Origin of the sequence: Streptomyces pseudovenezuelae, assembly GCF_001513955.1 — a bacterium.
Taxonomy (GTDB): Bacteria; Actinomycetota; Actinomycetes; order Streptomycetales; family Streptomycetaceae; genus Streptomyces; species Streptomyces pseudovenezuelae.
On the sequence record NZ_KQ948148.1, the window covers coordinates 616120 to 641730 of the forward strand.

The window sequence follows — 25611 nt, forward strand, 5'->3', positions numbered from 1 at the left end:
AAAGCTAGCCGGGTACGGTAGGCCCGGAGTGCAGCCTCCGACGGCACACACGTGTTCGTCGGGACCGACGGAGAGGGCTGGTAGGAAGCTATGGAAGAGCCGCGTCGCCTCGGCGGCCGGTACGAGCTGGGCCAGGTGCTCGGCCGTGGTGGCATGGCGGAGGTCTACCTCGCCATGGACACGCGCCTCGGCCGCACGGTGGCGGTGAAGACGCTGCGCGCGGACCTCGCGCGCGACCCGTCCTTCCAGGCCCGGTTCCGCCGGGAGGCCCAGTCGGCCGCCTCGCTCAACCATCCCGCGATCGTGGCGGTCTACGACACGGGCGAGGACTACATCGACGGGGTCTCGATCCCGTACATCGTCATGGAGTACGTCGACGGCTCCACGCTCCGCGAGCTGCTGCACTCCGGCCGCAAGCTGCTGCCGGAGCGCTCCCTGGAGATGACCATCGGGATCCTCCAGGCGCTGGAGTACTCGCACCGCAGCGGGATCGTCCACCGGGACATCAAGCCGGCCAACGTCATGCTCACGCGCAACGGCCAGGTCAAGGTGATGGACTTCGGCATCGCCCGCGCCATGGGCGACTCCGGCATGACGATGACCCAGACGTCCGCCGTGATCGGCACCGCCCAGTACCTCTCCCCGGAGCAGGCCAAGGGCGAGCAGGTCGACGCGAGGTCGGACCTCTACTCCACCGGCTGTCTGCTCTACGAGCTGCTGACGGTCCGGCCGCCGTTCGTGGGCGACTCCCCGGTGGCCGTCGCGTACCAGCACGTACGGGAAGAGGCGCAGCCCCCGTCGGTGTTCGACCCCGAGATCACGCCCGAGATGGACGCCATCGTCCTTCGGGCCCTGGTCAAGGACCCGAACTACCGCTACCAGTCGGCCGACGAGATGCGCGCCGACATCGAGGCCTGCCTCGACGGCCAGCCGGTCGCGGCCACCGCCGCGATGGGCTCGGTGGGCTACGGCGGCTACCCGGACGACCAGCCGACCACGGCCCTGCGCTCCGACGCGGGCGCCACCACCATGCTGCCGCCGATGAGCCCGGACGACGGCGGCTTCGGCTACGACGACCGCCCCGACCGGCGCCGCCAGAAGAAGTCGAACACCTCGACGATCCTCCTGGTGGTGGCGGGCATCCTGGTGCTCGTCGGCGCGATCCTGATCGGCAAGTGGATCTTCAGCGGCGGCGGTGCGGCCAACGACCAGGTGACCGTGCCGAACCTCGTCAACCAGCCGAAGGACGATGCCACCAGACAGCTGGGCAACGTCGACCTGAAGCTCGGCGAGGTCACGCAGAAGGCGTGCGAGAACACCGCCAAGGGCAACGTCTGCGAGCAGAACCCCACCGGCGGCACCAAGGTCGACAAGAACTCCACCGTCAGCATCGTGGTGTCCACCGGGGCGCCGAAGGTGGCCGTCCCCAGCGTCCTCGGCCAGGACGTCGACAAGGCCACGGAGACGCTGCAGGACGACCAGTACCAGTTCGTCGTCAAGACCAAGCAGCAAGTGTCCACCGAGAAGGCGGGCACCGTCCTGAACCAGGACCCGAAACTCGGCTCGGAGGTGGAGAAGGGGTCCACCGTCACCCTCACCATCGCCAAGGCCGAGGAGAAGTCCACGGTCCCGGACGTCATCGGCCGGTCCTGTGACGACGCCAAGGCACAGATGCAGGCGAACAACCTCGTCGGCAACTGCACCGAGGTGGAGACCGACGACACCAACCAGATCGGCAAGGTCATCTCGACCTCGCCGCAGGCCGGCACCCAGGCCGACAAGAACTCGTCGGTCAACATCCAGATCGGCAAGGCGAAGGACAAGACCGAGGTCCCGAGCGTCGTGGGCCGCACGGTCGGCCAGGCCAGGCAGATCCTCAACAACGCCGGCTTCACGAACATCCAGTTCGCGAACGGCAGCGACCAGAGCGACACCGCACTGGTGGCCCAGCAGGATCCCCAGGGGGGCAGCGAGGTCGACGATCCGGGCGGCACCCAGATCAACCTGACCACGGTGAGCGTCGGGGGCGGCAACAACAACGGCGGCAACAACGGCGGCGGCTTCTTCGGAGGCGGCACCGGATAGCCGTACGGCACCGGCACCACATGGAAGAGCCCCGGCCCCTCAGTGGGGGGCCGGGGCTCTTTCGTCGGTGGTTACCGCAGTTCCTTCGGCAGCGTCCGTTCGCTGTCCACCTTCTCGGTGCGGACCAGTTCGCCCCACACGACGTAGCGGTAGCGGGAGGTGTAGACCGGCGTGCACGTCGTCAGGGTGATGTAGTGGCCGGCCTTCTTCTTGCCGGACTCCTTGGGGACCTGGCCGAGGACCTCGACGTTGTACTTCGAGGTCTCGGGCAGGACGGCGTAGACCTTGTAGACGTACCACGCGTCCTTGGTCTCGAAGACGATCGGGTCGCCCTTCTTGACCTTGTCGATGTTGTGGAACTTCGCCCCGTGACCGTCGCGGTGGGCGGCGAGGGCGAAGTTGCCGGTCTTGCCGGTGGTGGGGAGCGTGGCCTTGACGGGGTCGGTGTAGTAGCCGGCGACGCCGTCGTTGAGGATCTTCGTCGAGGTGCCCTTCTCGACCAGGACCTCGCCGTTCCTCATCGCGGGGACGTGCAGGAAGCCGATGCCGTTCTTGGTGTCCAGCGCGCCGGGACCGCCCGTGGTCCGCTCGGTCCAGGCGTCACGCACCTTGTCGGCCTGCTTGTCCGCCGCACGGTCGGCGACGACGTTCGTCCACCACAGCGAGTAGACGACGAACAGGCCGAGCACCAGGCCTGCCGTGATGAGGAGTTCACCGAAGAAGCTGACCGCCATGGCGATCCGGCCGGGGCCGCGGCGGCGCGGCGCGGGGCTGCCGATGTTCTGCTCTTGCTCTGTGGTCGCTGCCACTGGTCATCTGCCCTTACTGGACGAGCGCATCCGGCTTGCCCTTGCTGCGCGGCCGTTCCTCGACCATCTTGCCCCAGACGATCAAGCGGTACTTGCTGGTGAACTCCGGCGTGCAGGTGGTGAGGGTGATGTAGCGGCCGGCCGTGGTGAACCCGGACCCCTTGGGGACGGGGTCGATCACGCTCGTGTTGCTCGGAGACGTCACCGGCAGCGTCGAGGTCATCTTGTAGACGAAGTACTCGTCCTGCGTCTCCACGACGATCGCGTCACCGGGGCTGAGCTTGTTGATGTAACGGAAGGGCTCGCCGTGCGTGTTGCGGTGCCCGGCGAGGGCGAAGTTGCCGGTCTTGGCGTCGGGCATGGCCGTCTTCAGCGCGCCCTCGCCGTAGTGGCCGACCATGCCCTTGTCGAGGACCTTCTTGTTGCTGACGCCCTCGGCTATCGGCACCACGACGTCCAGCTTCGGGATGTGCAACAGCGCGAAGCCCTGGCCCGGCTCGAAGGTGCCCGGGGCGCCCTTCCCGCTCGCCCAGTCGTTCTGGAGGCTGCTCGCCTCCTTGTCCGCCGCCGCGTGCGCCCGCACGTTGGTCCACCACAACTGGTAGCTGACGAACAGCAGCATCAGCACACCGGTGGTGATGAACACCTCACCGATCGCCCGGCTCGCGAGGACGGCCGCGCCCGGTTTGCGCGCCTTCGCCTGTCTGCGGGCCTCGACGCGGGAGAGCGGCCTGCCGTCCGGCGACTCCTGGTCCGACTGCGCGTCGGGAGCGGCCCCGCCTCCATGGCGCCCGTGACGGCCTTTGGCGGCCTTTCTGCGGGCCGCACGGCCACCCTGTGGGGATCCAGTGGCGGATGTGACGGAAGAGGCCGTGGAGGCGGATATGGAGGGCGGCGGCGGGTCGGGTATCCGCAGCGCCACCGTCTCGTCGTCGGCCGGCGGCACATACGGAGCCGACGCCCCGCCACGCGACGCCCCGCCGGGCGACTCCTGGGCGTACGTCTCCTCGGCATACGGCTTCTCGGCGTAGGGCTCCTCGGCGTGGGCAGCACCGCCGAAGGTCTCCCCGCCGTAAGGATCGCCGCCGTAGGACTCGTACGACGCGTCGCCGTACAAGTCCTCGCGCTCGGGGCGCAGGGCCGTCACGCCGTGGCCCTGCCCACCACCGGGGCGAGCCCCGCCGACCTCGCCACCGCGCCCTGGTCCCCGCACTCCACCAGCCAGTTGGCCAGCATCAGGTGACCGTGTTCCGTCAGCACCGACTCGGGGTGGAACTGCACACCCTCGACCGGGAGTTCACGGTGCCTCAGCCCCATGACGATCCCGTCGTGCGTCCGCGCGGTGACCTCCAGCTCGGCCGGGACCGTCGCCGGCTCGGCGGCCAGCGAGTGGTACCGGGTCGCCGTGAAGGGAGTGGGCAGCCCGGCGAAGACCCCGCGGCCCTCGTGCTCGACCAGCGAGGTCTTGCCGTGCAGCAGCTCGGGGGCGCGGTCCACGACACCGCCGTAGGCCACCTGCATCGACTGCATGCCGAGGCAGACGCCGAAGACGGGCACCCCGGTCGCGGCGCAGTGGCGCACCATCTCGATGCAGACCCCGGCCTCCTCCGGTGTACCGGGGCCCGGCGAGAGCAGGACGCCGTCGAAGCCGTCCTGGGCGTGCGCCGTCGACACCTCGTCGTTGCGCAGCACCTCGCACTCCGCGCCCAGCTGGTACAGGTACTGGACCAGGTTGAAGACAAAGCTGTCGTAGTTGTCGACGACGAGAATGCGCGCGCTCACTGGTTGTCCACCGTCACATCGTTGAAGGGCAGCAGCGGTTCGGCCCACGGGAACACGTACTGGAACAGGACGTAGACCACAGCAACGACCAGCATGAGTGAGAGGAATGCCTTCACCCATGCGTTCCCCGGCAGATGCCGCCAGATCCAGCCGTACATGCCGTCCCTTCCGTCGCACCACGGCACCCACACACACGCCGTACCGCACCAGACTAACGGCGCAGGGCAACAGGCTTGCCGTCCTCCACAGGCTGTGTGGAGTCCAGGTGTGCCCAGACGATCAGCCGGTGACTGTGTCCCCACTCCGGATCGCACGTGGTCAGCGTGAGATAGCGGCCAGGCCGCGTGTACCCGGATTTACGTGGCACAGGATCGATCACCTCAATGTCAGTGGGAACGGTTTTGTAAGGCCCTTTGTCGATCCGATACGTGAACCAGGTCGTTCCGTCGGTCAGGACGACCGCGTCACCGCGCCGCAGCCGGGGGAAGTCCTTGAAGGGATCGCCGTAGGTGCGCCGGTGCCCGGCGACCGAGAAGTTGCCCTGCTGCCCGAGCTGCGTGGTGTTCGCGTAGTGGCCGAGGCCCTTCTTCAGGGTGCTGACCTGGGTGCCTTCGAGCACGGGCTTGTTCCACGTGAAACCGAGCCGGGGGATGTACATGATCGCGAAGGGCTTCCCGCTCAGGTACGGCGCCGGCTGCGCGGGGGCCGCGGACGCCCCGGCCGTCACCTTCGGCTGCCGCACACTCCCCTGCGACCACTGGTTCTGTAACTGGTCGATCTGGTCGTCCATGACGGTGTCGGCCTTCACACCGGTCCAGAACAGCACATAGGCGACGAACAGCACGATCAGGGCGCCGACGGTGACGCACAGCTCGCTGACGGTCCGGACCACGACACGCACCGGCGGCTCCAGGGACTCACCCCGTGCTCACTCCACGGGCTTGGCGTACTGCAGATCCACTGTGCCCGAGTAGCCGGGAAGAGTCACCGTGCCGTCGTCGGCGACATTCCAGCCGAGGCCGTAGACGTTGACGTAGACCATGTAGTTCTGGATCGCCTTGGAGTCCGCGAGCGCCTGCTTCAGCTTGCCGGGGTCCCCGACCGCCTGGATCTTGTACGGCGGTGAGTAGACGCGGCCCTGGAGGATCAGGGTGTTGCCGACGCAGCGCACGGCACTGGTGGAGATCAGTCGCTGGTCCATGACCTTGATGCCCTGGGCGCCGCCCTTCCACAGGGCGTTGACCACGGCCTGGAGGTCCTGCTGGTGGATGACCAGGTAGTCGGGCTGCGGCTCGGGATAGCCGGGGAGCTTGGCGGTGGCGTTCGGCGGGGCGTCGTCGAGCGTGACCGTGACCGCCTTCCCCTTGATCTTCTGGGTGCCCGCCCGGTCCTCCAGGGCGGCGAGCTTGTCGTCCTCGGCCTTGGTGCTGCCGTCGTCGCGCTCGGCGAGCGACTCGACGTCCCGGCGCAGCGAGCCGTTGGACTCGTCGAGCTTTCCGTTGTTGTGGCTGCGCTCCTGGATGAGGTCCGAGAGCTTCAGCAGGGAGGAGTCCGTGCGGATGTCGGTGCCCTTGGCCGTATTGAAACTCGTGAAGAAGATGAGCCCGGCGAGAGCGAAGACGGCCACCGTGAGCACCCGCACCGGCCGGAAACCGCGCCTGCGGACAGGACTGGATCCGGACTGGGGGGAGTGGGCAGAATTACTCAACGTACCCTTATCTCCTTCGGCGCCGCGGAAGCACTACGCTAACGGACGCCCGGGGGAGCGCTAAGAGTCCCCTTGTACGCTGCCCGGAGCCCGACCAGTTACCTGCGCGGCCACGCAGCGCATCGACAGGAGAGACCCTCGTGCCGAAGTCACGTATCCGCAAGAAGGCCGACTACACGCCGCCGCCGGCGAAGCAGGCGACCGCCATCAAGCTGAACAGCCGCGCCTGGGTCGCCCCGGTGATGCTGGCCATGTTCCTCATCGGGCTGGCCTGGATCGTCGTCTTCTATGTGACCGACGGCTCCCTGCCCATCGACGCTCTGGACAACTGGAACATCGTGGTGGGCTTCGGCTTCATCGCCGCCGGATTCGGCGTCTCCACCCAGTGGAAGTAGCTCTCCCCAGGGGTATCCGCTGAGTTATCCACAGCCCGGCCGCATTTCCACAACGGGCTGGGGAAAAGACGACGATCTGTGGATAACCCCTCGGGTGTTGACGCTGGTACGACCATCGCACCAGCTCCCGCAAGCCAGTTCGCCCCCTGCCTGACCTGCATAAACACGGGTCAGCGACAGGGGGCACAGCTGTTCCCGCACGGTATGCACAAGATCGGCCACGCGCTGTGGAAAACAGCCGCTCAGAGGGGTCGCGCGGGCCCGTCAGGTCAGCTGGGCGGTCCTGATCACGATCATGACCACGACGACCAGCAGCACCAGCGCGCAGGTGCCGTACTGCACCAGCGCCCGCCGCTCGCGTGGGGCGTGGACCATGCCGTAACCCGTGACGAGACCGGCGACGAGGCCGCCGATATGGGCCTGCCAGGAGATGCTGCTCCAGCCGAAGGTGAAGATCAGGTTGATCACCAGGAGCGCGATGATCGGCCGCAGGTCGTAGTTGAGCCGCCGCATCAGGACCGCGGTGGCGCCGAAGAGGCCGAAGATGGCACCGGAGGCGCCGAGCGTCTGCGTGACCGGACTGGCCAGCAGGTAGGCCAGGGCGCCACCCGCGAGACCGGAGACGAAGTAGACCGCGAGGTAACGGGCCCGGCCGAGGGCCGCCTCCAGGGGACCGCCGAGCCACCACAGGCTCAGCATGTTGAAGCCGATGTGCCAGATCTCCTGATGCGCGAACATCGAGGTCACCAGGCGGTAGTACTGCCCGTCCGCGACCCCCTCGGTGGGGGTGAACGGCGCGGGCGGCCAGGCGCCGATCAGGCTCAGGTCCGTGGCCAGGGACTCCTTGGCCTGGATGGCGATGAACACCGCGACATTGATCCCGATGAGGATCTTCGTGAACAGCCGGGGATCGGCCGTGACCGTGCCGCCCGCGATGGTGCGGGGCCTCGCCGCGGCCGGAGCCGGTCCGCTGCCGCCGCCGTCGCGCACGCACTCGGGGCAGTGGAAGCCGACAGAGGCGCTGACCATGCACTCGGGGCAGATCGGGCGCTCGCAGCGGGTGCAGCGGATGCCGGTCTCACGATCCGGGTGCCGGTAGCAGCCAGGCAGGTTCTGGGCCTCCGGTGAAGTGCCCGCCTCCTGATTCATGCCATCCCCTAACTCGCCCTGAGCCGTCGTGCCCACATGCACCGCCCCGCTCATCCTTACGGTTGAGCGGGGCGTTTGGTTCCCTTCGCGGCGGCTGCGCGGGGCTCAGCCCTGGCGCGTCTCCACGACGACCTGCTCGATGACGACATCGTTCACCGGTCGGTCGTTGGGACGGGAGGTCTTGACGCCGGCGATGGCGTCGACGACCTTCTGGCTGGCCGGGTCGGTGACCTCGCCGAAGATGGTGTGCTTGCGGTTCAGCCAGGCCGTCGGGGAGACGGTGATGAAGAACTGCGAGCCGTTGGTGCCCGGGCCGGCGTTGGCCATGGCGAGCAGGTACGGCTTGTTGAAGCCGAGGTCGGGGTGGAACTCGTCCTCGAACTCGTAGCCCGGGCCACCGATGCCGGTGCCCAGCGGGTCGCCGCCCTGGATCATGAAGCCGCTGATGACGCGGTGGAAGATCGTGCCGTCGTACAGCTTCTTGGTGGACTTCTCACCGGTGCCCGGGTGCGTCCACTCGCGCTCGCCCTGGGCGAGTTCGACGAAGTTCTTGACCGTCTTCGGGGCGTGGTTCGGCAGGAGCCGGACTTCGATGTCGCCGTGGTTGGTCTTCAGGGTGGCGTAAAGCTGCTCGGCCACGATCTGCCTTCCGTTGTCTTCTTGTGCCCGACCGATCCTCGCACGGATCCGGCCGAGGATCGGTCGGGCAGGGGCGCGGAGCGGCGATCCGTGGCATTGTCGTCGACAAGCTCCTGTTGCCACGTATTCATCCGTTATTGATCCGGATGCCCGCCCTCAGGTGCCGGGCTGCGCTCCGGCAGGCATGATCCGTAAAAGGGTGGAAAGTCGAATTACCGTACGCCACCGAGGAGGAGGATCCCGTGACCCGCATCGACAGCGTGCGCGCCGCGACCGGCTCGGCGAAGGACAGCGTGCTGCACGCCGCGGAAGTGGTGGCGCCCTACGCCGACACGGCCAAGGACAAGGCCTCGCACTACGCGACGGAGGCACGCGTACGGCTCGCCCCCAAGGTCTCCCTGGCGGCCGAGCAGGCGCGTGTCCAGTACGGCGCCCATGTGGCGCCGCGTCTGGAGCAGGCCCGTACGCATGTTCCGCCGAAGGTCGACCAGGCCGCCCACGAGGCCGCCGAGCGCACCCGCAAGGCCGCTCGGCAGGCAGCCGACTATTCCCGCCCGAGGATCGAGCAGGCCGTCGCCGCGGCCGGCCCGGTCCGTGACGAGGCCACCGCCCGCAGCGTGGCCGCACTGGCCGCACTGCGCGGTCAGATCTCGCCCAAGGAGGTCCGCAAGCTGGTCCGCAAGCACGAGCGGCGGGCCCGCGCAGGACGGCTCGCCAAGGCGCTGGCGGTCGCGGGCCTCGTCGCCGGCGGCGCCTACGCCGCCTGGAAGTGGTGGGACAAGCAGGCCAACCCCGACTGGCTGGTCGAGCCGCCCGCCGCGACCGAGGTGCCCGAGACGGGCCGGCTGACGTCCGTGGACGGCACCGGCCAGTCCGTCCTGGACCCGGAGGTCCAGGCGAAGGAGGCCGAGGAGGACGCCGCAAGGCACGACGAAGGGCGCTGACGCCGACATCGGCGTGTACCACTGGTGGGGCGGACATTCTCCGCCCCACCGTCATGTTCACCCGACGGTGTGAGCGAACCGGTGCGGCAGGACTCCCGTGCACCACAGTCGCGGGGACACCACTGCGCACCGGACGGACCGCCGCCCTGATGAACCCCTCGCGCCGCGGGCCGCTCGCCCTGGCCGCCGTACTGCTGCTCCTGGCCTCGGCCTGCACCACCCGCGCCCCCGAGCCCGTCGCTGCTTCCGCGTACGGCGCGTACGTCGGCTACGAGCCCGCCGACGTGGGTCGTCTCGACGCGCTCGGCGCCTGGCTCGGCGGCCCGCCGCCCCGGGTCGGGCACGTGTACCTGCCCGGCGACCGCTGGAGCAACATCGAGGGAGCGCCCGGCTACCTGGAGTCCTGGGCGGCCTGGCGGCGGGCCGACCCGCGGCGCATGTTCGTCCTGAACGTCCCGATGCTGGAGCACACGGAGGCCCACCTCCCCGACAGCGCGGTCCGCGCGGAACTCCGGCGCGGTGCGCACGGCGACCACGACGGCCACTTCCGCACCCTGGCCCGGCGGTTGGCGGCTCTGGGCGTCCCGGACACGATCGTCGTCCTCGGCTGGGAGATGAACGGCACCACCTACACCCACCGCTGCGGCCCGGACCCGGCGGCGTGGAAGGCGTACTGGACGAGGATCGTGCGCGCGATGCGCTCGGTGCCCGGCCAGCGCCTGCGCTTCGAGTTCACCCCCAACCGCGGCCGCGACGCGATCCCGTGGCCGCGCTGCTATCCGGGCGACGAGGTCGTCGACATCATCGGCATGGACGCCTACGACGCCCCGCGCGGCCTGAGCTTCACCGACCAGGTGACCGAGCCGTACGGCCTGGGCGCCCACGTCCGCTTCGCCCGCGCCCACCGCAAACCCTTCTCCTACCAGGAGTGGGGTCTGTACGAGAACGGCGACGACCCGGCGTACATGCGCGGCATGCTGACCTGGTTCGCCCGGGAGCGCCCCCTCTACCAGGCCATCACCGATTACTGCCCGCATGGTGTGTGGGGTTGCCGGGCCCATCCGCGGTCGTCCGCGGTGTATCGCTCGCGGATGAGGTAGGGGCGCTGGGCCTGGGCGCGGGGTCCTGGAGGCGGGGGTTCTGGGGGCGGGGGCCGCACCGCCTGTCCCGTATATACGGTCCACCTGGTCCATCACCGCCTGTCCCGTTCGTGCCGTCCGGGCGGTGACCGCTCATGACCTCGGCAGCCGGGGGCCCGGCCTGCCAGGTCTCCTGGGACCTCCACCCGACGTCGAGGGCCGCACGAAAAACCCCTCCGCCCGCGTATCCGCAGGTCGGAGGGGTTTTCTGAAGTGGAGCCTAGGGGAGTCGAACCCCTGACATCTGCCATGCAAAGACAGCGCTCTACCAACTGAGCTAAGGCCCCGGGAAGAGGAACGTCCGCCGGAAGAACCACGTACCGGTGGGCGCCGCAGACCAGAGTACCGGGTCATCCCCGGTATTCCGCAAAAGGGATTGGGGGTCCCCGCGAACGACCACTCTCCGTAAGATGCTCGGCGTGGTTCGCTGTCGCGAACCACGGTTTTTTGGGGAAGCGATGGGGAGACGCACATGGACGCCGCACAGCAGGAAGCGACCGCAAGAGCGCGGGAACTGCAGCGGAACTGGTACGGGGAGCCGCTGGGGGCGCTCTTCCGTAAGCTCATAGACGACCTGGGCCTCAACCAGGCTCGTCTGGCGGGGGTGCTGGGACTGTCCGCTCCGATGCTGTCACAGCTGATGAGCGGTCAGCGGGCGAAGATCGGCAATCCCGCGGTGGTGCAGCGGGTGCAGCTGCTGCAGGACCTGGCGGGGCAGGTCGCGGACGGCAGCGTGAGCGCCGCCGAGGCGACCGAGCGCATGGACGAGATCAAGAAGTCGCAGGGGGGTTCCGTGCTCAGCAACACCACGACCACGACGAGCAGTTCGGGTGCGCCGACGGTCAAGCGGGTCGTCCGCGAGATCCAGTCGCTGCTGCGCTCGGTCGCCGCCGCCGGAGACATCATCGACGCCGCCGACACTCTCGCCCCGACCCACCCGGAACTGGCAGAGTTCCTCCGGGTCTACGGCGCCGGCCGCACCTCGGACGCGGTCACGCACTACCAGTCCCACCAGAACTGAGCCGTCCGCCCGGTCGCCGAAGGGGGTTCGGCAGCCGGGCCGGGACGGTGCCATGGAGGAGCGCGAGGGGTCGCACTCCTCTGCGGCGGGCGACATACGGGGGTGTGTCGGCCGTCGAGGAGACGAGGAACACGGGGCCGTATCTCTCATCCGGGAGGCCACGAGGGGGTCGTATCGCTCATCGAGGGGGAAGCAAGGGGGGTAACCGCAGGGGGAGGAGCGACGCGCAGTCATGGGTGAGGTGTTCGCCGGCCGGTACGAACTGGCCGATCCGATCGGACGCGGAGGCGTCGGCGCCGTCTGGCGTGCCTGGGACCACCGGCGCCGCCGCTATGTGGCCGCCAAGGTCCTGCTGCAGAGCGACGCCCACTCCCTGCTGCGCTTCGTGCGCGAACAGGCCCTGCGGATCGACCACCCCCATGTCCTCGCGCCCGCCAGCTGGGCCGCCGACGACGACAAGGTCCTGTTCACCATGGACCTGGTCGCCGGCGGCTCGCTGGTCCACCTGGTCGGGGACTACGGGCCCCTGCCGCCCTCGTTCGTCTGCACCCTGCTCGACCAACTCCTCGCGGGGCTGGCCGCGGTGCACGCGGAAGGTGTCGTGCACCGTGACATCAAGCCCGCCAACATCCTGCTCGAAGCCACCGGCACCGCCCGCCCGCGGCTGCGGCTGTCCGACTTCGGCATCGCCATGCGGCTGGGCGAACCCCGCCTGACCGAGACCAACCTCGTCGTGGGCACGCCCGGTTATCTCGCCCCCGAGCAGATGATGGGTGCGGAACCGGACTTCCCCGCCGACCTGTTCGCCGTAGGCCTGGTCGCGCTGTACCTCCTGGAGGGCGCCAAGCCGGACGCCAAGGCACTCATCCAGTACTTCGCCGCCCACGGCACCCCGGGGGCGCCCCAGAGCGTCCCCGAACCGCTCTGGCAGGTCGTGGCGTCCCTCCTCCAGCCGGACCCGCAGGCCCGCTTCCGCACCGCCACGGGGGCCCGCAAAGCCCTCGCCGCCGCCAGAGAACTCCTCCCGGACCCCGGCCCCGACGACGAGACCATCGAGATCTTCGACCAACTCGGCCCCCTGCCGCCAGGGTTCGGCTCGGAAGGCCCGCTCAAACGGGCACCGGGCGTGGACCCGAGCAGGACACGGAACGACGTGTCCCGGACTGGCGAAGAGGCACGCTTCGGAACGGGCGACGGAAGCAGGGGTTCCTTCGAGGGCGGCGACAGGAGCGACGCTCCGTACGGGGACGACAGAGGAAACGCGGGATCTTTCGCCGCCGACGGCGGGGGCAGGGGGGCTTTCCGGCGGGGGCCCGGTGAGGGCGTCGGGGGCGCAGGGGCGGGTGTTGGGGCCGGTGGGGGCTCGGGTTCCGGTGGGGGCTCTGGTGGTGCTGGCGGAGCTGACGGTGGTGCTGGGGCCGATGCCGGAGCTGGTGCCAGTGAGGCCCGCGGTGCTCGTGAGGTCGGCGGAGGGCCTTCGTGGCCCGGGCAGAGCAACGGCGTGGCTTCCCGGCCAGATGAGGTGGCTGGGACGTCCTCCTGGTTCGGTGGAGGACACGGAGTGGGGCCCCGGCCTGGTGAGGCGGGCGAGGCTCCCTTCCGGTCCGGCGAAGGGAATGAGCCGGGCGCCTTCCCGCCCGGGGACGCGAGCCAGGCTCCCTCCTGGTCCGGCGGAGGCAGCGCGGCGGGGCCGACGCCCGGCCAACCGAGCCGCACCCCCTCCCAGCCCGAGGAGGCGAGCGGAGCACCCAACTGGCCCGGTGGAGGAGATTGGCGACCCTCCCACCCGGAGGCGCCAGGCGGGGCGCCCTCCTGGCACAGCGAGGCAAGGGGCATACCCCCTCAGCCCCAGGAGGCCAGCGGGACGCCTTATCCGCCCAGCGGGGCGAATGGGGCCGCCTACGGGCACGGTGAGCCGAACGGACCCGTTTACCGGCCCGGCGACGTGAACGGCCCCGCTCACCGACCTGGTGAGCCGAGCGGGCCCGGTTCCCGGCCCGGTGAGGCGTACGGGGCGGCCTCCTGGCCCGGTGAGGGAAGCCAGTCGTCCTGGCCCGGCCGGGGAAGTGACCCGTCCTGGCCCGGAGAGGGCAGCGGTGTCTCGCGGCGTCCTGGGGAGAGCGGCCCGGTATCTCGGCCTGCTGAAGAAAACCCACCCTCCTGGCCCGCGGAGGCGAACTCGGCTTCCTGGCCCAGGGAATCGCCCCCGGCGCCGTGGCCCGAACAGGCCGACGCGACGTCCTGGCCCCGCGAGGCCGGCCCTCCCCCCTCCCCAGGTACCGCGGGCCACGAGACCCCCTGGCCCGCTCCGGCCGACGGCCCGTCCTCGGCGTCGGACACCGGCAGCTTCCATCTGCCGCCGCCCCGGCCCACGGACTCCCGTTCGCAGCCCCTCACTCCACCGGATCACCAGCCACCACCGCACCAGCGCCACCCCCACCCCCACCCCCAGGCCCAAGCACAACCACACCGACCTGCCGCCCCAACGCGCTCCGCCTACGTCTCCCCCCACGACCCCACACCCTCCACTCACGTCCTGCCCTCACCCCAGCCGCACGCGCCACGCTTCCCCACGCAGGCTCCACCACCGCCCCCGCACCAGCTCCACGCTGATCCCTCTACTGCTTCGTACACCGCTCAGAGCCCGCAGGTTCCACTCCCCGCCCGGTCACTTTCGCGAGCGCGCCGCAGCGGCCCACCGGCGAAGGTGGCGATCCCCCTCCTGCTCCTGGCCCTGGCCTGCTACGCCGTGGGGTTCTGGGCACTCACGCAAATCTGAGGACCGGGAACCCGAGAGACCGGCTCCCCTGAACCAGTTCGTGCCCCAGCGAGAGAGACCTCAGGCAGCCACCCCGACGAGCCTGAAGCCTGCGCACACCGAACGCTCCGAGCACCGGCCCGACTCAACCGATCGGACCCGATCGGACCCCATCGGACCGGACCCAATCCGGCCGCGCCCCGCCCCCGCCCGCCGCCGTACATCCCGCCGCCCTACATCCCGGCAGCCCGCCGCCGCCCCACCACAACCCACACCCCGAGCACCACCAACAGCAAGGTCCCCGCCCCGATCCCCCCGAAGGCCACCAGCTTCATGCCGGCACCGGCACCGCCACCGCCGTCCCCACCACCGTCACTCGAACCCGCGCCCCCTGCCGCGCCCGAGCCCTGCCCCAGAAGCCCCACCTGGAAGATCCCCGAAGGTTCGGACCGTCCCGCGTAGCCGGGCCCGGCCGTCGCCTCCCCTTTCAGCCGCACCCGCAGAGTCAGTCCGAGCGGCCCGTCCCCGAACTCCTCACCCACCCGCGCGGCAAGATGCACGACGAGGTAATACGCCCCGGCGAACCGCATCCCGCCCACCCGGTCGGAGACGGCGTACCGGTTGTCGTACCCGACCGGCGGCAAGGCAGCGAGCGCGCCCGACTTCCGGCTGCCGTTGTAACTGATGCTCGTGTCGTCGACGAGGCCGCGCACGGGGTTGTACAGCGCCAGATTCACGCCCCCCGGCACAAAGCCCCCGCCCACCCCGCCCCCGCTCGCACTGCTCAGATCGACGGTGGCGTACACCTGCTGTCCCCAGCCGACGGGCACCTTGTAGAACAGCGTCTGTCCGGGCCGTACATCGTCGCGCCAGGCTCCCTGCTCCAGTTCGGTCGCCGAGCCGAAACCCCCGCCGCCGTGCCGCCGTGCGGCCTCGCCGCTGGGGGGTGAGGGCGTGGCCGAGTCCCAGGCCTCGGGCGCACTGGTCGCACCGGCCTTCCGCAACCGCGGTTCCAGCACGGGCGCGAGCTCCAGGTCCCAGTCGCCCGGCGAGGACTCGGTGCGCAGCACCCGCTCGACGACGACGTAGTACGTCCCGGCGCCCCGGCACAGCGACCGGCTCGACGGGAGCTGACGGGCGCCCCACACGGTGAGGGGACGCGGGCTGCGGCCGGCGCCGATGCTGGCGGTGTCCGGCGCGGCGCAGGAACGGCCGTCGGCGTCCTGCACGGACACCCTGACGCCTTCCGTAGGGGTGACCTCCGCGTCCGTCGGCGGTACGGCCGTCGCGGCGACGTACACGGTCGACGTGGCGTCGAGGACGAGGCGGTAGTAGACCTTGCCCTCGCTCGGCAGCGAACTCCGGTACGTGGTGCCGGGTTCGAGACGCTCGGCGTCCCCGGTGTCCGTCGCTCCCGTGACCGACGGGGCGCCCTGGGCGAAGGCGTACGAGGAATCCGTGGCCGAGGACGTAGCCGTAGCCGTAGCCGAGGAAGAAGCCGTCGTGGGCGAGGAGGCCGTGGCAGAGGAAGAGGGAGAAGCCGAAGGAGACCTGAAGGGAGAGGCCGACGCGGCGAAACCGGCAGACCCCGGCCCACCACTCACCGCACCCAACACAACCCCCACGACGGCCACCCGCCACCACGCCGTACGCCGCCGCCCCATCCCGCGCCACCCCTCCGTGCCCGCGCCCGAGCTCCTACGACCGTCTCCGATGCGTCCTGTCCGACCGTGCGGCCGGGCGGACGTGGCCCATCCTGCCCCGCCGGACCGCCGCCCACCCGCGCAATCCGTACGACCGTCCGAAACCCCGGCTACCACGGATTCCGGCGCCGCACCTGGCCTCGGACAACACAAAACCCCGACCGCAACAACGGCCGGGGTCTGTTCAGAACCGAATGTCGGTACTCAGGAACCCGTGGGCACGGAGTCAGTCGCCTCCGTCCACAGATCCTGCTCGGCGCGATCCGCCTGGATCTGGCGGTACACGAGGAGCCCGCCGATGGCGGCCAGTGCGACCAGGAGAAGCTTCTTCACCGCGCGACCTCGTCTTTCCTTGACGTAGGGGACCTCTGGCGCCCGACTATACACACCGACCGATACCGATCGGTGACCTGCATCCGGGCCCTCAACTCCCTTCGGGAAGAGCCCAGTAGAAGCGGAGCAGAGACCTCCGATCAGCGGGTGATCACACCCCTTCGGACGGTCACTTCAGCCTCTGTCGCCCCGCTTCTCCACTTTTTCGCCCTTCATGCACCCATCCGTGTGGTGTTCATCTGAAGATCGACGCGCCACATGCTCAGGTCCGTGATTTCGCGGCGCCCATACACATCATGAGGAAAGTACGCAAATCGCCCAACCCGAAAGTGAGGGACCATGGCCCGGAACAAGGTCATGAAGCTGTGGACCGTCGTCGTCACCGCCGTCCTCGCGCTGTTCACGGCGCTCGGACTCATCACGACGACCGCCGCCGCTGCCGTACCGCAGACCCAGTCGGCCCGCAACAGCACCGCCGCACACCCGGAGTCCCCGGCGATCCCCCAGGGCCTCTGGTCCTACGCCAGGTCACTGCCCCCCACGATGAAGCAGCGCATCCGGGCGGAGGCCCACGGAAAGACTCCCAGCTGCCGCCCCCGCTCCCTCGGCGACACGGACACGGCCGCGGACCCGGACACCGCGGCGGACCCGGGCACGGAAGCGGACACGGCCGGACCGGCCGGCACGGACTGCACCTGACACCCGCCGCCCCGCCCGAGAACCAGCCAGGGTGCACCGAGGCCATACCGAAGAAGCGCCCGAGAAGCACCGCTGAAGCAGCAGAGACACAGCAGCACAGACGCAGCCGCACGAACACAGCGGCAGAGACACAGCAGCAAGACGCAGCAAAGACGCCTCGAAGAAGCACCGAAGAAGTGACGACGTCGCACACAGCACCGCACGCAAACACCCGCCCGAACACCGGAGCTCTCCCGGAGACCAGAAGACCGGAAGACCGGAAGACCTCTCACCGGAAACCGGCTGACGGCCCTCGCATCCGGCGGAGCCAAGAAGACGCGCTCCGCAGGACACCGCACATGACGAACACGTCATCCGCGTGCGCCGGCCCCCACGCCCGTCCACCGGCCCCCGCACACGCACCCGCTCAGGGCTTCGCACCGACACCACTGGCCCGGGACACAGAGCCCGCCGCCCACTGGGTCGGCCATGACCACCCACGCCTGGTCACCCTGACCGACTCGACACGCTTGGCATCGCCGACCAGCCAGGAGCCCCGGCTCACCACGGCCGACCGATACGGCACCGAAGACCGCTGCCGGCCGTGGATGACAAAAACCCCCAACCGTAAACGGTTGAGGGTCTTCGTGCTGGTGGGGCTAACAGGATTTGAACCTGTGGCCTCATCCTTATCAGGGATGCGCTCTAACCAACTGAGCTATAGCCCCGCCGCGCTTTGCGGAGTGTGTCCCGCGCGCTGACTCCTGAAGATTAGCGCACGACGTGGGCAGTCCCAAAATCGGTTCTCCGAGGACCGCCCCCGCAGGTTTGAGGCAGCGTTACTCGTCCTCGGCCAGCGTCAGCTCGACGCCGCCGACGAAGCCCGCGGAGAGGTTGTAGATGAACGCGCCGAGGGTCGCGAGCGCCGTCGCGAGGACGACGTCGATGACCGCGATGATCGACGTGAACATCAGGACGTTCGGCAGGGAGAGGAAGGCCTGGAGGTCGAAGCCGTTCGACTCGTTCGAGCCGGTCGCCTCCGAGATCGTCCCGCCGACCGTCGAGAAGACGCCCATCGCGTCCATGACCATCCACAGCACGGCCGCCGCGACGATCGTGCAGATGCCGAGCGCGATGGAGAGCAGGAAGCTGACCTTCATCACGGACCACGGGTCGGCCTTGGCCACCCGCAGACGTGCCTTGCGGGTGCGGGGCATGGTGCGCGCGCCGGTACGGGGGCGGCGTACGGCACCGGTCGCCTGGGCGGCCTGGGTCGGGTAGGCCTGCGGCGGGTGGTACGGACCGGCCTGCTGCTGCGGCTGCCGTTCCCCGGGCAGCGGAGAGGGCGCGGGCTGCGGCTGGGCCGAAGCCCGCGGTGGTGCGGCGGGCGCCGTCGGCTGAGCCGGCGGCTGGGTGTCCGTCACAGGTCCCCCCTGGGATCCACGAGTCTCGGGCGAGCGCGACTCCGTCGCGGGCGGCTTGATCGCCTTGAGCTGAGTCGTGTGCGTATCCGTCGTGTTCGGTTCTGTCGGACCCGCGGCTGTCCCCCGCGTGTCCGTCCCCCGCGTGTCCGTCCCCCGCGCGTCTGTCGCACGCGCGGCAGAGCCACGGCCGCCGCCGTCCTCCGTGCCGGGGGTGGACCCCCTAGAGGTTCCGGTCGATCCGGCGCCCGTGGCTCCGCTCACGATGACTCACTCCTCGTGCTACTCGGCCGAGGGTGCCTCACCCTCGTCCGTGCCGATGGTCTCGGCGGCACCCTCGGCGGTCTCGTCGTCGGCCACATCGCCGTCGACCTCCTCCGCCTCACGTCCCGCCTCGGCGTTACGTGCGATGCCGACCACGGCATCGCGCTTGCCCAGGTTGATCAGTTGGACGCCCATGGTGTCACGGCCCGTCTCCCTGACTCCGCTGACTCGCGTACGAATCACACCGCCGGACAGCGTGATGGCGAGGATCTCGTCGGTCTCCTCGACCACCAACGCTCCGACGAGCGATCCGCGGTCCTCCACGATCTTGGCGGCCTTGATGCCGAGGCCGCCGCGACCCTGGACGCGGTACTCGTCGACAGGGGTGCGCTTCGCGTACCCGCCGTCCGTAGCAGTGAACACGAACGTACCGGGTCGAACAACATTCATCGAGAGCAGCTCGTCGCCCTCGCGGAAGCTCATGCCCTTGACACCCGAGGTGGCGCGGCCCATGGGTCGCAGGGTGTCGTCCGAAGCGGTGAACCTGATCGACTGCGCCTTCTTGCTGATCAGAAGCAGATCACTGTCTGCCGATACGAGTTCGGCACCGATCAGTTCGTCGTCCGAACCGTCCTCGCGCTCCCGCAGATTGATGGCGATGACGCCACCGGAACGCGGAGAGTCGTAATCCTTCAGTGATGTCTTCTTGACCAGACCCGCCTTGGTGGCGAGCACCAGGTACGGCGCCGCGTCGTAGTCGCGGATCGCGAGGATCTCGGCGATCGCCTCGTCCGGCTGGAAGGCCAGCAGGTTGGCGACGTGCTGGCCACGGGCGTCACGGCCGGCGTCCGGCAACTCGTAGGCCTTGGCGCGGTAGACGCGGCCCTTGTTGGTGAAGAACAGCAGCCAGTGGTGCGTGGTGGACACGAAGAAGTGGTCGACGATGTCGTCTTCCTTGAGCTTCGTGCCACGTACGCCCTTGCCGCCGCGCTTCTGGGCGCGGTAGTCGACGGTCTTGGTGCGCTTGACGTAACCGCCGCGCGAGACCGTGACGACGATGTCCTCCTCGGCGATGAGGTCCTCGATGGACATGTCACCGTCGTAGGGCACCAGCATGGTCTTGCGGTCGTCGCCGTACTTCTCGACGATCGCGGCGAGTTCGGCGCTCACGATGCCGCGCTGGCGGACCGGCGAGGCCAGGATCTCGTTGTACTCGGTGATCTTCGCCTGGAGTTCGTCGTGCTCCTGGACGATCTTCTGGCGCTCCAGGGCGGCCAGTCGGCGCAGCTGCATCTCGAGGATGGCGTTCGCCTGGATCTCGTCGATCTCCAGGAGCTCCATCAGGCCCGTGCGCGCGATGTCGACGGTGTCGCTGCGCCGGATCAGCGCGATGACCTCGTCGATGGCGTCCAGGGCCTTCAGCAGGCCGCGCAGGATGTGCGCGCGCTCCTCGGCCTTGCGCAGCCGGAACTTCGTACGGCGGACGATGACCTCGATCTGGTGCGCCACCCAGTGCCGGATGAACGCGTCCAGGGACAGCGTGCGCGGGACCCCGTCGACGAGCGCCAGCATGTTGGCGCCGAAGTTCGACTGCAGGTCCGTGTGCTTGTAGAGGTTGTTCAGGACGACCTTGGCGACCGCGTCCCGCTTCAGGACGATCACGAGCCGCTGGCCCGTGCGCGACGACGTCTCGTCCCGGACGTCCGCGATGCCGCCGACCTTGCCGTCCTTCACCAGGTCGGCGATCTTCTGTGCGAGGTTGTCGGGGTTGGTCTGGTACGGCAGTTCCGTGACCACCAGGCACTGGCGGTTCTGGATCTCCTCGACCTCGACGACCGCACGCATGGTGATCGAGCCACGGCCGGTGCGGTACGCCTCCTCGATGCCCTTGCGGCCGACGACGAGCGCGCCGGTCGGGAAGTCGGGGCCCTTGATGCGCTCCATGAGGGCGTCCAGGAGCTCCTCGTGCGAGGCCTCCGGGTTCTCCAGGTACCACTGGGCGCCGGCCGCGACCTCGCGCAGGTTGTGCGGCGGGATGTTGGTGGCCATGCCGACCGCGATACCGGCCGAGCCGTTGATCAGCAGGTTCGGGAAGCGGGCCGGCAGGACGGTCGGCTCCTGGGAGCGGCCGTCGTAGTTGTCCGTGAAGTCGACGGTCTCCTCGTCGATGTCACGGACCATCTCCATCGACAGCGGCGCCATCTTGCACTCGGTGTAGCGCATGGCCGCCGCCGGGTCGTTGCCCGGGGAGCCGAAGTTGCCGTTGGAGTCCACCAGCGGCATCCGCATCGACCACGGCTGGGCGAGGCGCACCAGGGCGTCGTAGATCGAGGAGTCGCCGTGCGGGTGGTAGTTGCCCATGACGTCGCCGACCACGCGCGCGCACTTGTAGAAGCCGCGCTCGGGGCGGTAGCCGCCGTCGTACATGGCGTACAGGACGCGGCGGTGGACGGGCTTGAGACCGTCCCGGACGTCCGGCAGCGCACGGGACACGATGACGGACATCGCGTAGTCGAGGTACGAACGCTGCATCTCCGTCTCGAGCCCGACGGGCTCGACACGCTGGGCGATGACGCCGCCCTCTTCAGAGGTGACGGGCGTGTTCTCGTCGGTCATTGCGGGTGAGGATCCTTCCTGGTGCGGTCAGCTGAGACCGACTCAGATGTCGAGGAAGCGGACGTCCTTGGCGTTGCGCTGGATGAACTGGCGCCGAGCCTCGACGTCCTCGCCCATCAGGACCGAGAACAGGTCGTCGGCCTGGGCGGCGTCGTCGAGGGTGACCTGGCCGAGGACGCGGTGCTCCTGGTCCATGGTGGTCACGCGCAGTTCCTCGGCGTTCATCTCGCCGAGACCCTTGAAGCGCTGGATGGAGTCCTCGCGGATGCGCTTGCCGCGCTGGCGGCCCATCTCGATCAGCGCGTCGCGCTCGCGGTCGGAGTACGCGTACTCGACGTCGTCCCGGCCCCACTTGATCTTGTACAGGGGGGGACGGGAGAGGTACACGTGTCCGGCCTCGACCAGCGGCCGCATGAAGCGGAACAGGAAGGTCAGCAGCAGGGTGGAGATGTGCTGGCCGTCGACGTCGGCGTCCGCCATCAGGATGATCTTGTGATAGCGCAGCTTCTCGATGTCGAAGTCCTCGTGGACTCCGGTGCCGAAGGCGGAGATCAGTGCCTGGATCTCCTGGTTCTGCAGGATCTTGTCGATCCGCGCCTTCTCGACGTTCAGGATCTTGCCGCGGATCGGGAGGATGGCCTGGTACTCCGGGTTACGGCCGGACTTGGCCGAGCCGCCGGCGGAGTCACCCTCGACGATGAAGATCTCGCACTTGGTGGGGTCGTTCGACTGGCAGTCGGAGAGCTTGCCCGGCAGGGACGCGGTCTCCAGCAGCCCCTTGCGGCGGGTCAGGTCGCGGGCCTTGCGGGCCGCCACGCGCGCGGTCGCCGCCTGGATGGACTTGCGGATGATGTCCGCGGCCTCGACGGGGTTGCGGTCCAGCCAGTCGGTGAGGTGCTCGTAGACGACCTTCTGGACGAAGGTCTTCACCTCGGTGTTGCCCAGCTTGGTCTTGGTCTGGCCCTCGAACTGCGGCTCGCTCAGCTTCACCGAGATGATCGCGGTCAGACCCTCGCGGATGTCGTCACCCGTGAGGTTGTCGTCCTTCTCGCGCAGCAGCTTCTTGTCGCGCGCGTACTTGTTGATCAGCGAGGTCAGCGCCGCCCGGAAGCCCTCCTCGTGCGTGCCGCCCTCGTGCGTGTGGATGATGTTGGCGAAGGAGTACACACCCTCGCTGTAACCGCCGTTCCACTGCATCGCGAGTTCGAGGGACAGGCTCTTGTCCTTGTCCTCGGCCTCAAGGTCGATCACGGTGGGGTGGACGACCTCCCCCTTGCGGGAGTTGAGGTACTTCACGAAGTCGACGATGCCGCCCTCGTAGTGGTACGAGACGGTCTTGACCTCGTGCTTCTCGTCCTCGCCCGCCTCGTCCGCGCCGGCGGTGGCCTTCGCCGACTCACGCTCGTCGGTGAGGTTGATCCGCAGGCCCTTGTTGAGGAACGCCATCTCCTGGAAGCGCCGCGAGAGCGTCTCGAAGGAGTACTCGGTGGTCTCGAAGATGTCCGGGTCGGCCCAGAAGGTGACCGTGGTGCCGTGCTCGTCCGTGGCCTCGTGCTGGGCCAGGGGGGCCGTCGGCACGCCCAGCTTGTAGTCCTGTGTCCAGCGGTAGCCGTCGGTCTTGATCTCGACGGCCACCTTGGTCGACAGGGCGTTCACGACGGAGACACCCACGCCGTGCAGACCGCCGGAGACCGCGTAGCCGCCGCCACCGAACTTGCCGCCCGCGTGCAGCACGGTCAGCACGACCTCGACGGCCGGTTTGCCCTCGGACGGCACGATGCCGACCGGGATGCCGCGGCCGTTGTCGATGACCCGGACACCGCCGTCGGGGAGGATCGTGACGTCGATGGTGTCCGCGTGGCCCGCCAGTGCCTCGTCGACGGAGTTGTCGACGACCTCCTGCACCAGGTGGTGCAGGCCGCGCTCGCCGGTCGAGCCGATGTACATACCGGGTCGCTTGCGGACCGCGTCCAGACCCTCGAGGACGGTGATGGCGCTGGCGTCGTACGCCGTGGTCGAGGCCTCGGCGATTCCGGCCGGAGCCTCGGTGGACGGGATGTTCTCGTTGGGGTTGCCGGAATCGGCCACGAAGCGCCCTTTCTGGCACAGCACGAGCCGGGCTCGTCGGCGGGTTGCCGGAGCGGCTGCGGCATGTTGCGTTGGTAAGCCTTGATCAGCGTTGCTCAGCTTCTCCCGGGCGGTCCCCACGTTCGGGGCGGGATTGGCTTCCAGTCTACCGGTAGCGCCGACAGTGATGGGGGTTTGCCGGTACCTGAGTCCGCATGTGCCGCCCTGAACCGGCGTCTTCCGGGTCCCCATATACGGAGCGGGGCTCCAAGAGGCTCACAGCGGCACTCAGCGCTTTCGGCCGTCAACCCTTGGCTACTTGGGAGTCAGGTCGGAATTCGCATCCGCGTGCAGTGCTACGACAAAGGCGTCGGCGGCGCCTCGAAGGCACCGCCGACGCCCCTGATGTGATGTCCGTCACCCGTAGGTGTCACCGGGTCCCGTGCTGCCCGGGGCCCGCAGCGGACCGTAGCGACGAGGGGGCCCGCCGGGGCCGTTGACCTTGATCAACTTCACGGCGCCGTGCCCGAGATCCTCGTTGAGGCGGGCCACGAGCTGCGGCGCGAGCAGCCGCAGGTTCGTCGCCCAGGCCGTCGAGTCGCAGCGCACCACCAGGACCCGCTCGTCCTCGTCGTACCTCTCCGGCTCGCAGTGCTTGGCCACGTCCTCGCCCACGATCTGCGGCCAGCGCCCCATCACCCCGCCGACCGCGGCCGGGGTCTCCCAGCCGCGCTCGGTGATCAGGCGGTTGATGGCGGCGCCGAACGCCATGGGGTCGCGTCCGTCGGCGCGCGCGCCGGAGCGCAGTCCGCCACCGCGCCTGGCCTGGCGCTTCTGCTGCGCCGCGTCCCCACGCGCGCGGGCCTGTTCCTTCGCGGCCCGGAGCGCCACGCGCGCGAGGTCGACGCCGGCGGGCTCGGCGGGCCCGGGGTTCTCGGCGGGGGGTCCGGGGGGTCGTTCCTCGGTCATACGCGCTCCACCGTCCCCTCGGACACGGCGTACCGCGTCCCCGCCAGCACGTGCGGCACGTCGTCGTCGACCGCCGCCGTCACCAGGACCTGCTCACCGGGCGCGACCAGTTCGGCCAGCCGCTCCCGGCGACGGGTGTCCAGCTCGGCGAAGACGTCGTCGAGGATCAGCACGGGCTCGTTGCCCTCGGCCCGCAGCAGGTCGTACGACGCGAGGCGCAGCGCCAGCGCGTACGACCAGGACTCGCCGTGCGAGGCGTACCCCTTGGCGGGCAGCTGACCGAGTTTGAGATTCACATCGTCCCGATGAGGTCCTACGAGGGTCACGCCCCGCTCGATCTCCTGCTTGCGCACCTCGGTGAGCGCCGCCAGCAGCTGCTCGTGGAGATCCTCACGCGTGTGTGCCTCGCCGGGCGCGGACGGCTTGTACTCCAGGGCGACCGGCCCGCCGCCCGGGGCCAGTTGTTCGTACGCCTTGTCGGTCAGGGGCTGGAGCGCGGCGATCAGGTCGAGCCGCTGGGCGAGCAGTTCGGCGCCCACGCGCGCGAGGTGCTGGTCCCACACGTCGAGGGTGGACAGGTCCATCGAACGGCCGCCGTGCCGCCTCGCGAGGGCGGCCGACTTCAGCAGGGTATTGCGCTGCTTGAGGACCCGTTCGTAGTCGGAGCGGACGCCGGCCATGCGCGGGGAGCGCGCGGTGATCAGCTCGTCCAGGAAGCGGCGCCGCTCACCCGGGTCGCCCTTCACCAGTGCGAGGTCCTCCGGCGCGAACAGCACCGTGCGCACGATCCCGAGCACATCACGCGGCCTGACCTGCGAGGACCTGTTGATGCGGGCGCGGTTCGCCTTGCCGGGGTTCAGCTCCAGCTCGACCAGCTGCTGCCGCTCGCCCTGTCTGACCTGCGCCCGGACGATCGCGCGGTCGGCGCCCATGCGGACCAGGGGGGCGTCGGAGGCGACCCGGTGGCTGCCGAGGGTGGCCAGGTAGCCGATCGCCTCGACCAGGTTCGTCTTGCCCTGTCCGTTGGGGCCCACGAACGCGGTGACGCCCGGGTCGAGCGGGACCTCGACCCGGGCGTACGAGCGGAAGTCGGCCAGCGACAGGTGCGTGACGTGCATGGTCGGTCGCCGA

21 protein-coding genes, 2 tRNA genes and 1 pseudogene are annotated in these 25611 nt (G+C 69.4%); 7 read left to right on the forward strand and 17 right to left on the reverse strand.

From position 1 onward, the window contains the following. The first annotated feature begins 90 nt into the window (after positions 1-90). Positions 91-2085, forward strand: a complete 1995-nt coding sequence (gene pknB, locus AQI94_RS23105) for a Stk1 family PASTA domain-containing Ser/Thr kinase (protein ID WP_031036342.1) — start codon at positions 91-93, stop codon at positions 2083-2085. A gap of 71 nt (positions 2086-2156) precedes the next feature. On the opposite strand, the gene AQI94_RS23110 is transcribed toward pknB, so the two are convergent. The 6 genes from AQI94_RS23110 to AQI94_RS23130 are packed head-to-tail and all read right to left on the reverse strand — an operon-like array spanning position 2157 to position 6384. Next, on the reverse strand, positions 2157-2894 hold the full coding sequence (locus AQI94_RS23110; protein WP_031036339.1) for a class E sortase: 738 nt from the start codon (positions 2892-2894) through the stop codon (positions 2157-2159). 13 nt (positions 2895-2907) lie between these two features. After that, entirely contained in the window at positions 2908-4041 is a 1134-nt protein-coding gene (locus AQI94_RS23115; RefSeq protein WP_031036336.1) for a class E sortase, read from the reverse strand. Further along, positions 4038-4676 carry an aminodeoxychorismate/anthranilate synthase component II gene (locus tag AQI94_RS23120; RefSeq protein WP_007383306.1) on the reverse strand — a complete coding sequence of 213 codons (639 nt, stop codon included), beginning with the start codon at positions 4674-4676 and terminating at the stop codon, positions 4038-4040. The genes AQI94_RS23115 and AQI94_RS23120 overlap by 4 nt, the downstream gene beginning before the upstream one ends. Continuing rightward, positions 4673-4834, reverse strand: a complete 162-nt coding sequence (locus AQI94_RS45080) for a hypothetical protein (RefSeq protein ID WP_031036334.1) — start codon at positions 4832-4834, stop codon at positions 4673-4675. Before AQI94_RS45080 ends, AQI94_RS23120 begins: the two co-directional genes overlap by 4 nt. Before the next feature lie 53 nt (positions 4835-4887). Next, a complete protein-coding gene (locus tag AQI94_RS23125; protein ID WP_031036331.1) occupies positions 4888-5577 on the reverse strand; it encodes a class E sortase in 690 nt (229 codons plus the stop codon). A 27-nt stretch (positions 5578-5604) separates the two neighbouring features. Continuing rightward, the gene (locus tag AQI94_RS23130) at positions 5605-6384 is read right to left on the reverse strand and encodes a DUF881 domain-containing protein (protein ID WP_078902554.1); all 780 of its coding nucleotides are present in this window, start codon (positions 6382-6384) and stop codon (positions 5605-5607) included. A gap of 140 nt (positions 6385-6524) precedes the next feature. On the opposite strand from AQI94_RS23130, the gene crgA reads away from it, so the two are divergent. Further along, a complete protein-coding gene (crgA, locus tag AQI94_RS23135) occupies positions 6525-6779 on the forward strand; it encodes a cell division protein CrgA (RefSeq protein WP_020119474.1) in 255 nt (84 codons plus the stop codon). Between the two features lie 264 nt (positions 6780-7043). Here the strand turns inward: crgA and AQI94_RS23140 are convergent, their stop codons facing one another. Further along, a complete protein-coding gene (locus tag AQI94_RS23140; RefSeq protein WP_031036323.1) occupies positions 7044-7928 on the reverse strand; it encodes a rhomboid family intramembrane serine protease in 885 nt (294 codons plus the stop codon). A 105-nt stretch (positions 7929-8033) separates the two neighbouring features. Beyond that, positions 8034-8567, reverse strand: a complete 534-nt coding sequence (locus AQI94_RS23145) for a peptidylprolyl isomerase (RefSeq protein ID WP_031036320.1) — start codon at positions 8565-8567, stop codon at positions 8034-8036. Between the two features lie 242 nt (positions 8568-8809). Here AQI94_RS23145 and AQI94_RS23150 point away from each other — a divergent pair, with 242 nt between their 5' ends. Together AQI94_RS23150 and AQI94_RS23155 are read left to right on the forward strand one after the other, a co-directional pair. Beyond that, the gene (locus tag AQI94_RS23150) at positions 8810-9511 is read left to right on the forward strand and encodes a DUF5324 family protein (RefSeq protein WP_031036317.1); all 702 of its coding nucleotides are present in this window, start codon (positions 8810-8812) and stop codon (positions 9509-9511) included. Between the two features lie 149 nt (positions 9512-9660). Then, the gene (locus tag AQI94_RS23155; protein WP_031036314.1) at positions 9661-10611 is read left to right on the forward strand and encodes a glycoside hydrolase family 26 protein; all 951 of its coding nucleotides are present in this window, start codon (positions 9661-9663) and stop codon (positions 10609-10611) included. A gap of 253 nt (positions 10612-10864) precedes the next feature. On the opposite strand, the gene AQI94_RS23160 is transcribed toward AQI94_RS23155, so the two are convergent. After that, positions 10865-10937, reverse strand: a tRNA-Ala gene (locus AQI94_RS23160). A gap of 185 nt (positions 10938-11122) precedes the next feature. Here AQI94_RS23160 and AQI94_RS23165 point away from each other — a divergent pair. Together AQI94_RS23165 and AQI94_RS44075 are read left to right on the forward strand one after the other, a co-directional pair. Continuing rightward, on the forward strand, positions 11123-11671 hold the full coding sequence (locus AQI94_RS23165; protein WP_031036313.1) for a helix-turn-helix domain-containing protein: 549 nt from the start codon (positions 11123-11125) through the stop codon (positions 11669-11671). 232 nt (positions 11672-11903) lie between these two features. After that, positions 11904-12804, forward strand: a pseudogene (locus AQI94_RS44075) (serine/threonine-protein kinase); the annotation flags it as partial. A 1858-nt stretch (positions 12805-14662) separates the two neighbouring features. Here the strand turns inward: AQI94_RS44075 and AQI94_RS23175 are convergent. Beyond that, the gene (locus AQI94_RS23175) at positions 14663-16093 is read right to left on the reverse strand and encodes a hypothetical protein (RefSeq protein ID WP_031036306.1); all 1431 of its coding nucleotides are present in this window, start codon (positions 16091-16093) and stop codon (positions 14663-14665) included. Positions 16094-16336: 243 nt separating this feature from the next. Further along, complete coding sequence (locus AQI94_RS43030) at positions 16337-16465, reverse strand: DLW-39 family protein (RefSeq protein WP_003999697.1); 129 nt, start codon at positions 16463-16465, stop codon at positions 16337-16339. A gap of 339 nt (positions 16466-16804) precedes the next feature. On the opposite strand from AQI94_RS43030, the gene AQI94_RS23180 reads away from it, so the two are divergent. Continuing rightward, positions 16805-17164 (forward strand): DUF6344 domain-containing protein, encoded by a 360-nt coding sequence (locus AQI94_RS23180; protein WP_031036303.1) that lies wholly within the window; start codon positions 16805-16807, stop codon positions 17162-17164. 630 nt (positions 17165-17794) lie between these two features. Here the strand turns inward: AQI94_RS23180 and AQI94_RS23185 are convergent. The 6 genes from AQI94_RS23185 to recF all read right to left on the reverse strand — a co-directional run bounded on the left by AQI94_RS23185 (position 17795) and on the right by recF (position 25598). Next, positions 17795-17871 (reverse strand) — tRNA-Ile (locus tag AQI94_RS23185). A 111-nt stretch (positions 17872-17982) separates the two neighbouring features. Further along, entirely contained in the window at positions 17983-18828 is an 846-nt protein-coding gene (locus tag AQI94_RS23190) for a DUF3566 domain-containing protein (protein ID WP_079062557.1), read from the reverse strand. A gap of 18 nt (positions 18829-18846) precedes the next feature. Continuing rightward, positions 18847-21444 carry a DNA gyrase subunit A gene (gene gyrA, locus AQI94_RS23195; RefSeq protein WP_031036295.1) on the reverse strand — a complete coding sequence of 866 codons (2598 nt, stop codon included), beginning with the start codon at positions 21442-21444 and terminating at the stop codon, positions 18847-18849. Between the two features lie 42 nt (positions 21445-21486). Then, positions 21487-23532 carry a DNA topoisomerase (ATP-hydrolyzing) subunit B gene (gene gyrB / locus AQI94_RS23200; protein ID WP_199814274.1) on the reverse strand — a complete coding sequence of 682 codons (2046 nt, stop codon included), beginning with the start codon at positions 23530-23532 and terminating at the stop codon, positions 21487-21489. 396 nt (positions 23533-23928) lie between these two features. Beyond that, entirely contained in the window at positions 23929-24480 is a 552-nt protein-coding gene (locus AQI94_RS23205) for a DUF721 domain-containing protein (protein WP_031036289.1), read from the reverse strand. Then, positions 24477-25598 carry a DNA replication/repair protein RecF gene (recF, locus tag AQI94_RS23210; RefSeq protein WP_031036286.1) on the reverse strand — a complete coding sequence of 374 codons (1122 nt, stop codon included), beginning with the start codon at positions 25596-25598 and terminating at the stop codon, positions 24477-24479. Before recF ends, AQI94_RS23205 begins: the two co-directional genes overlap by 4 nt. Between the last annotated feature and the right edge of the window lie 13 nt (positions 25599-25611).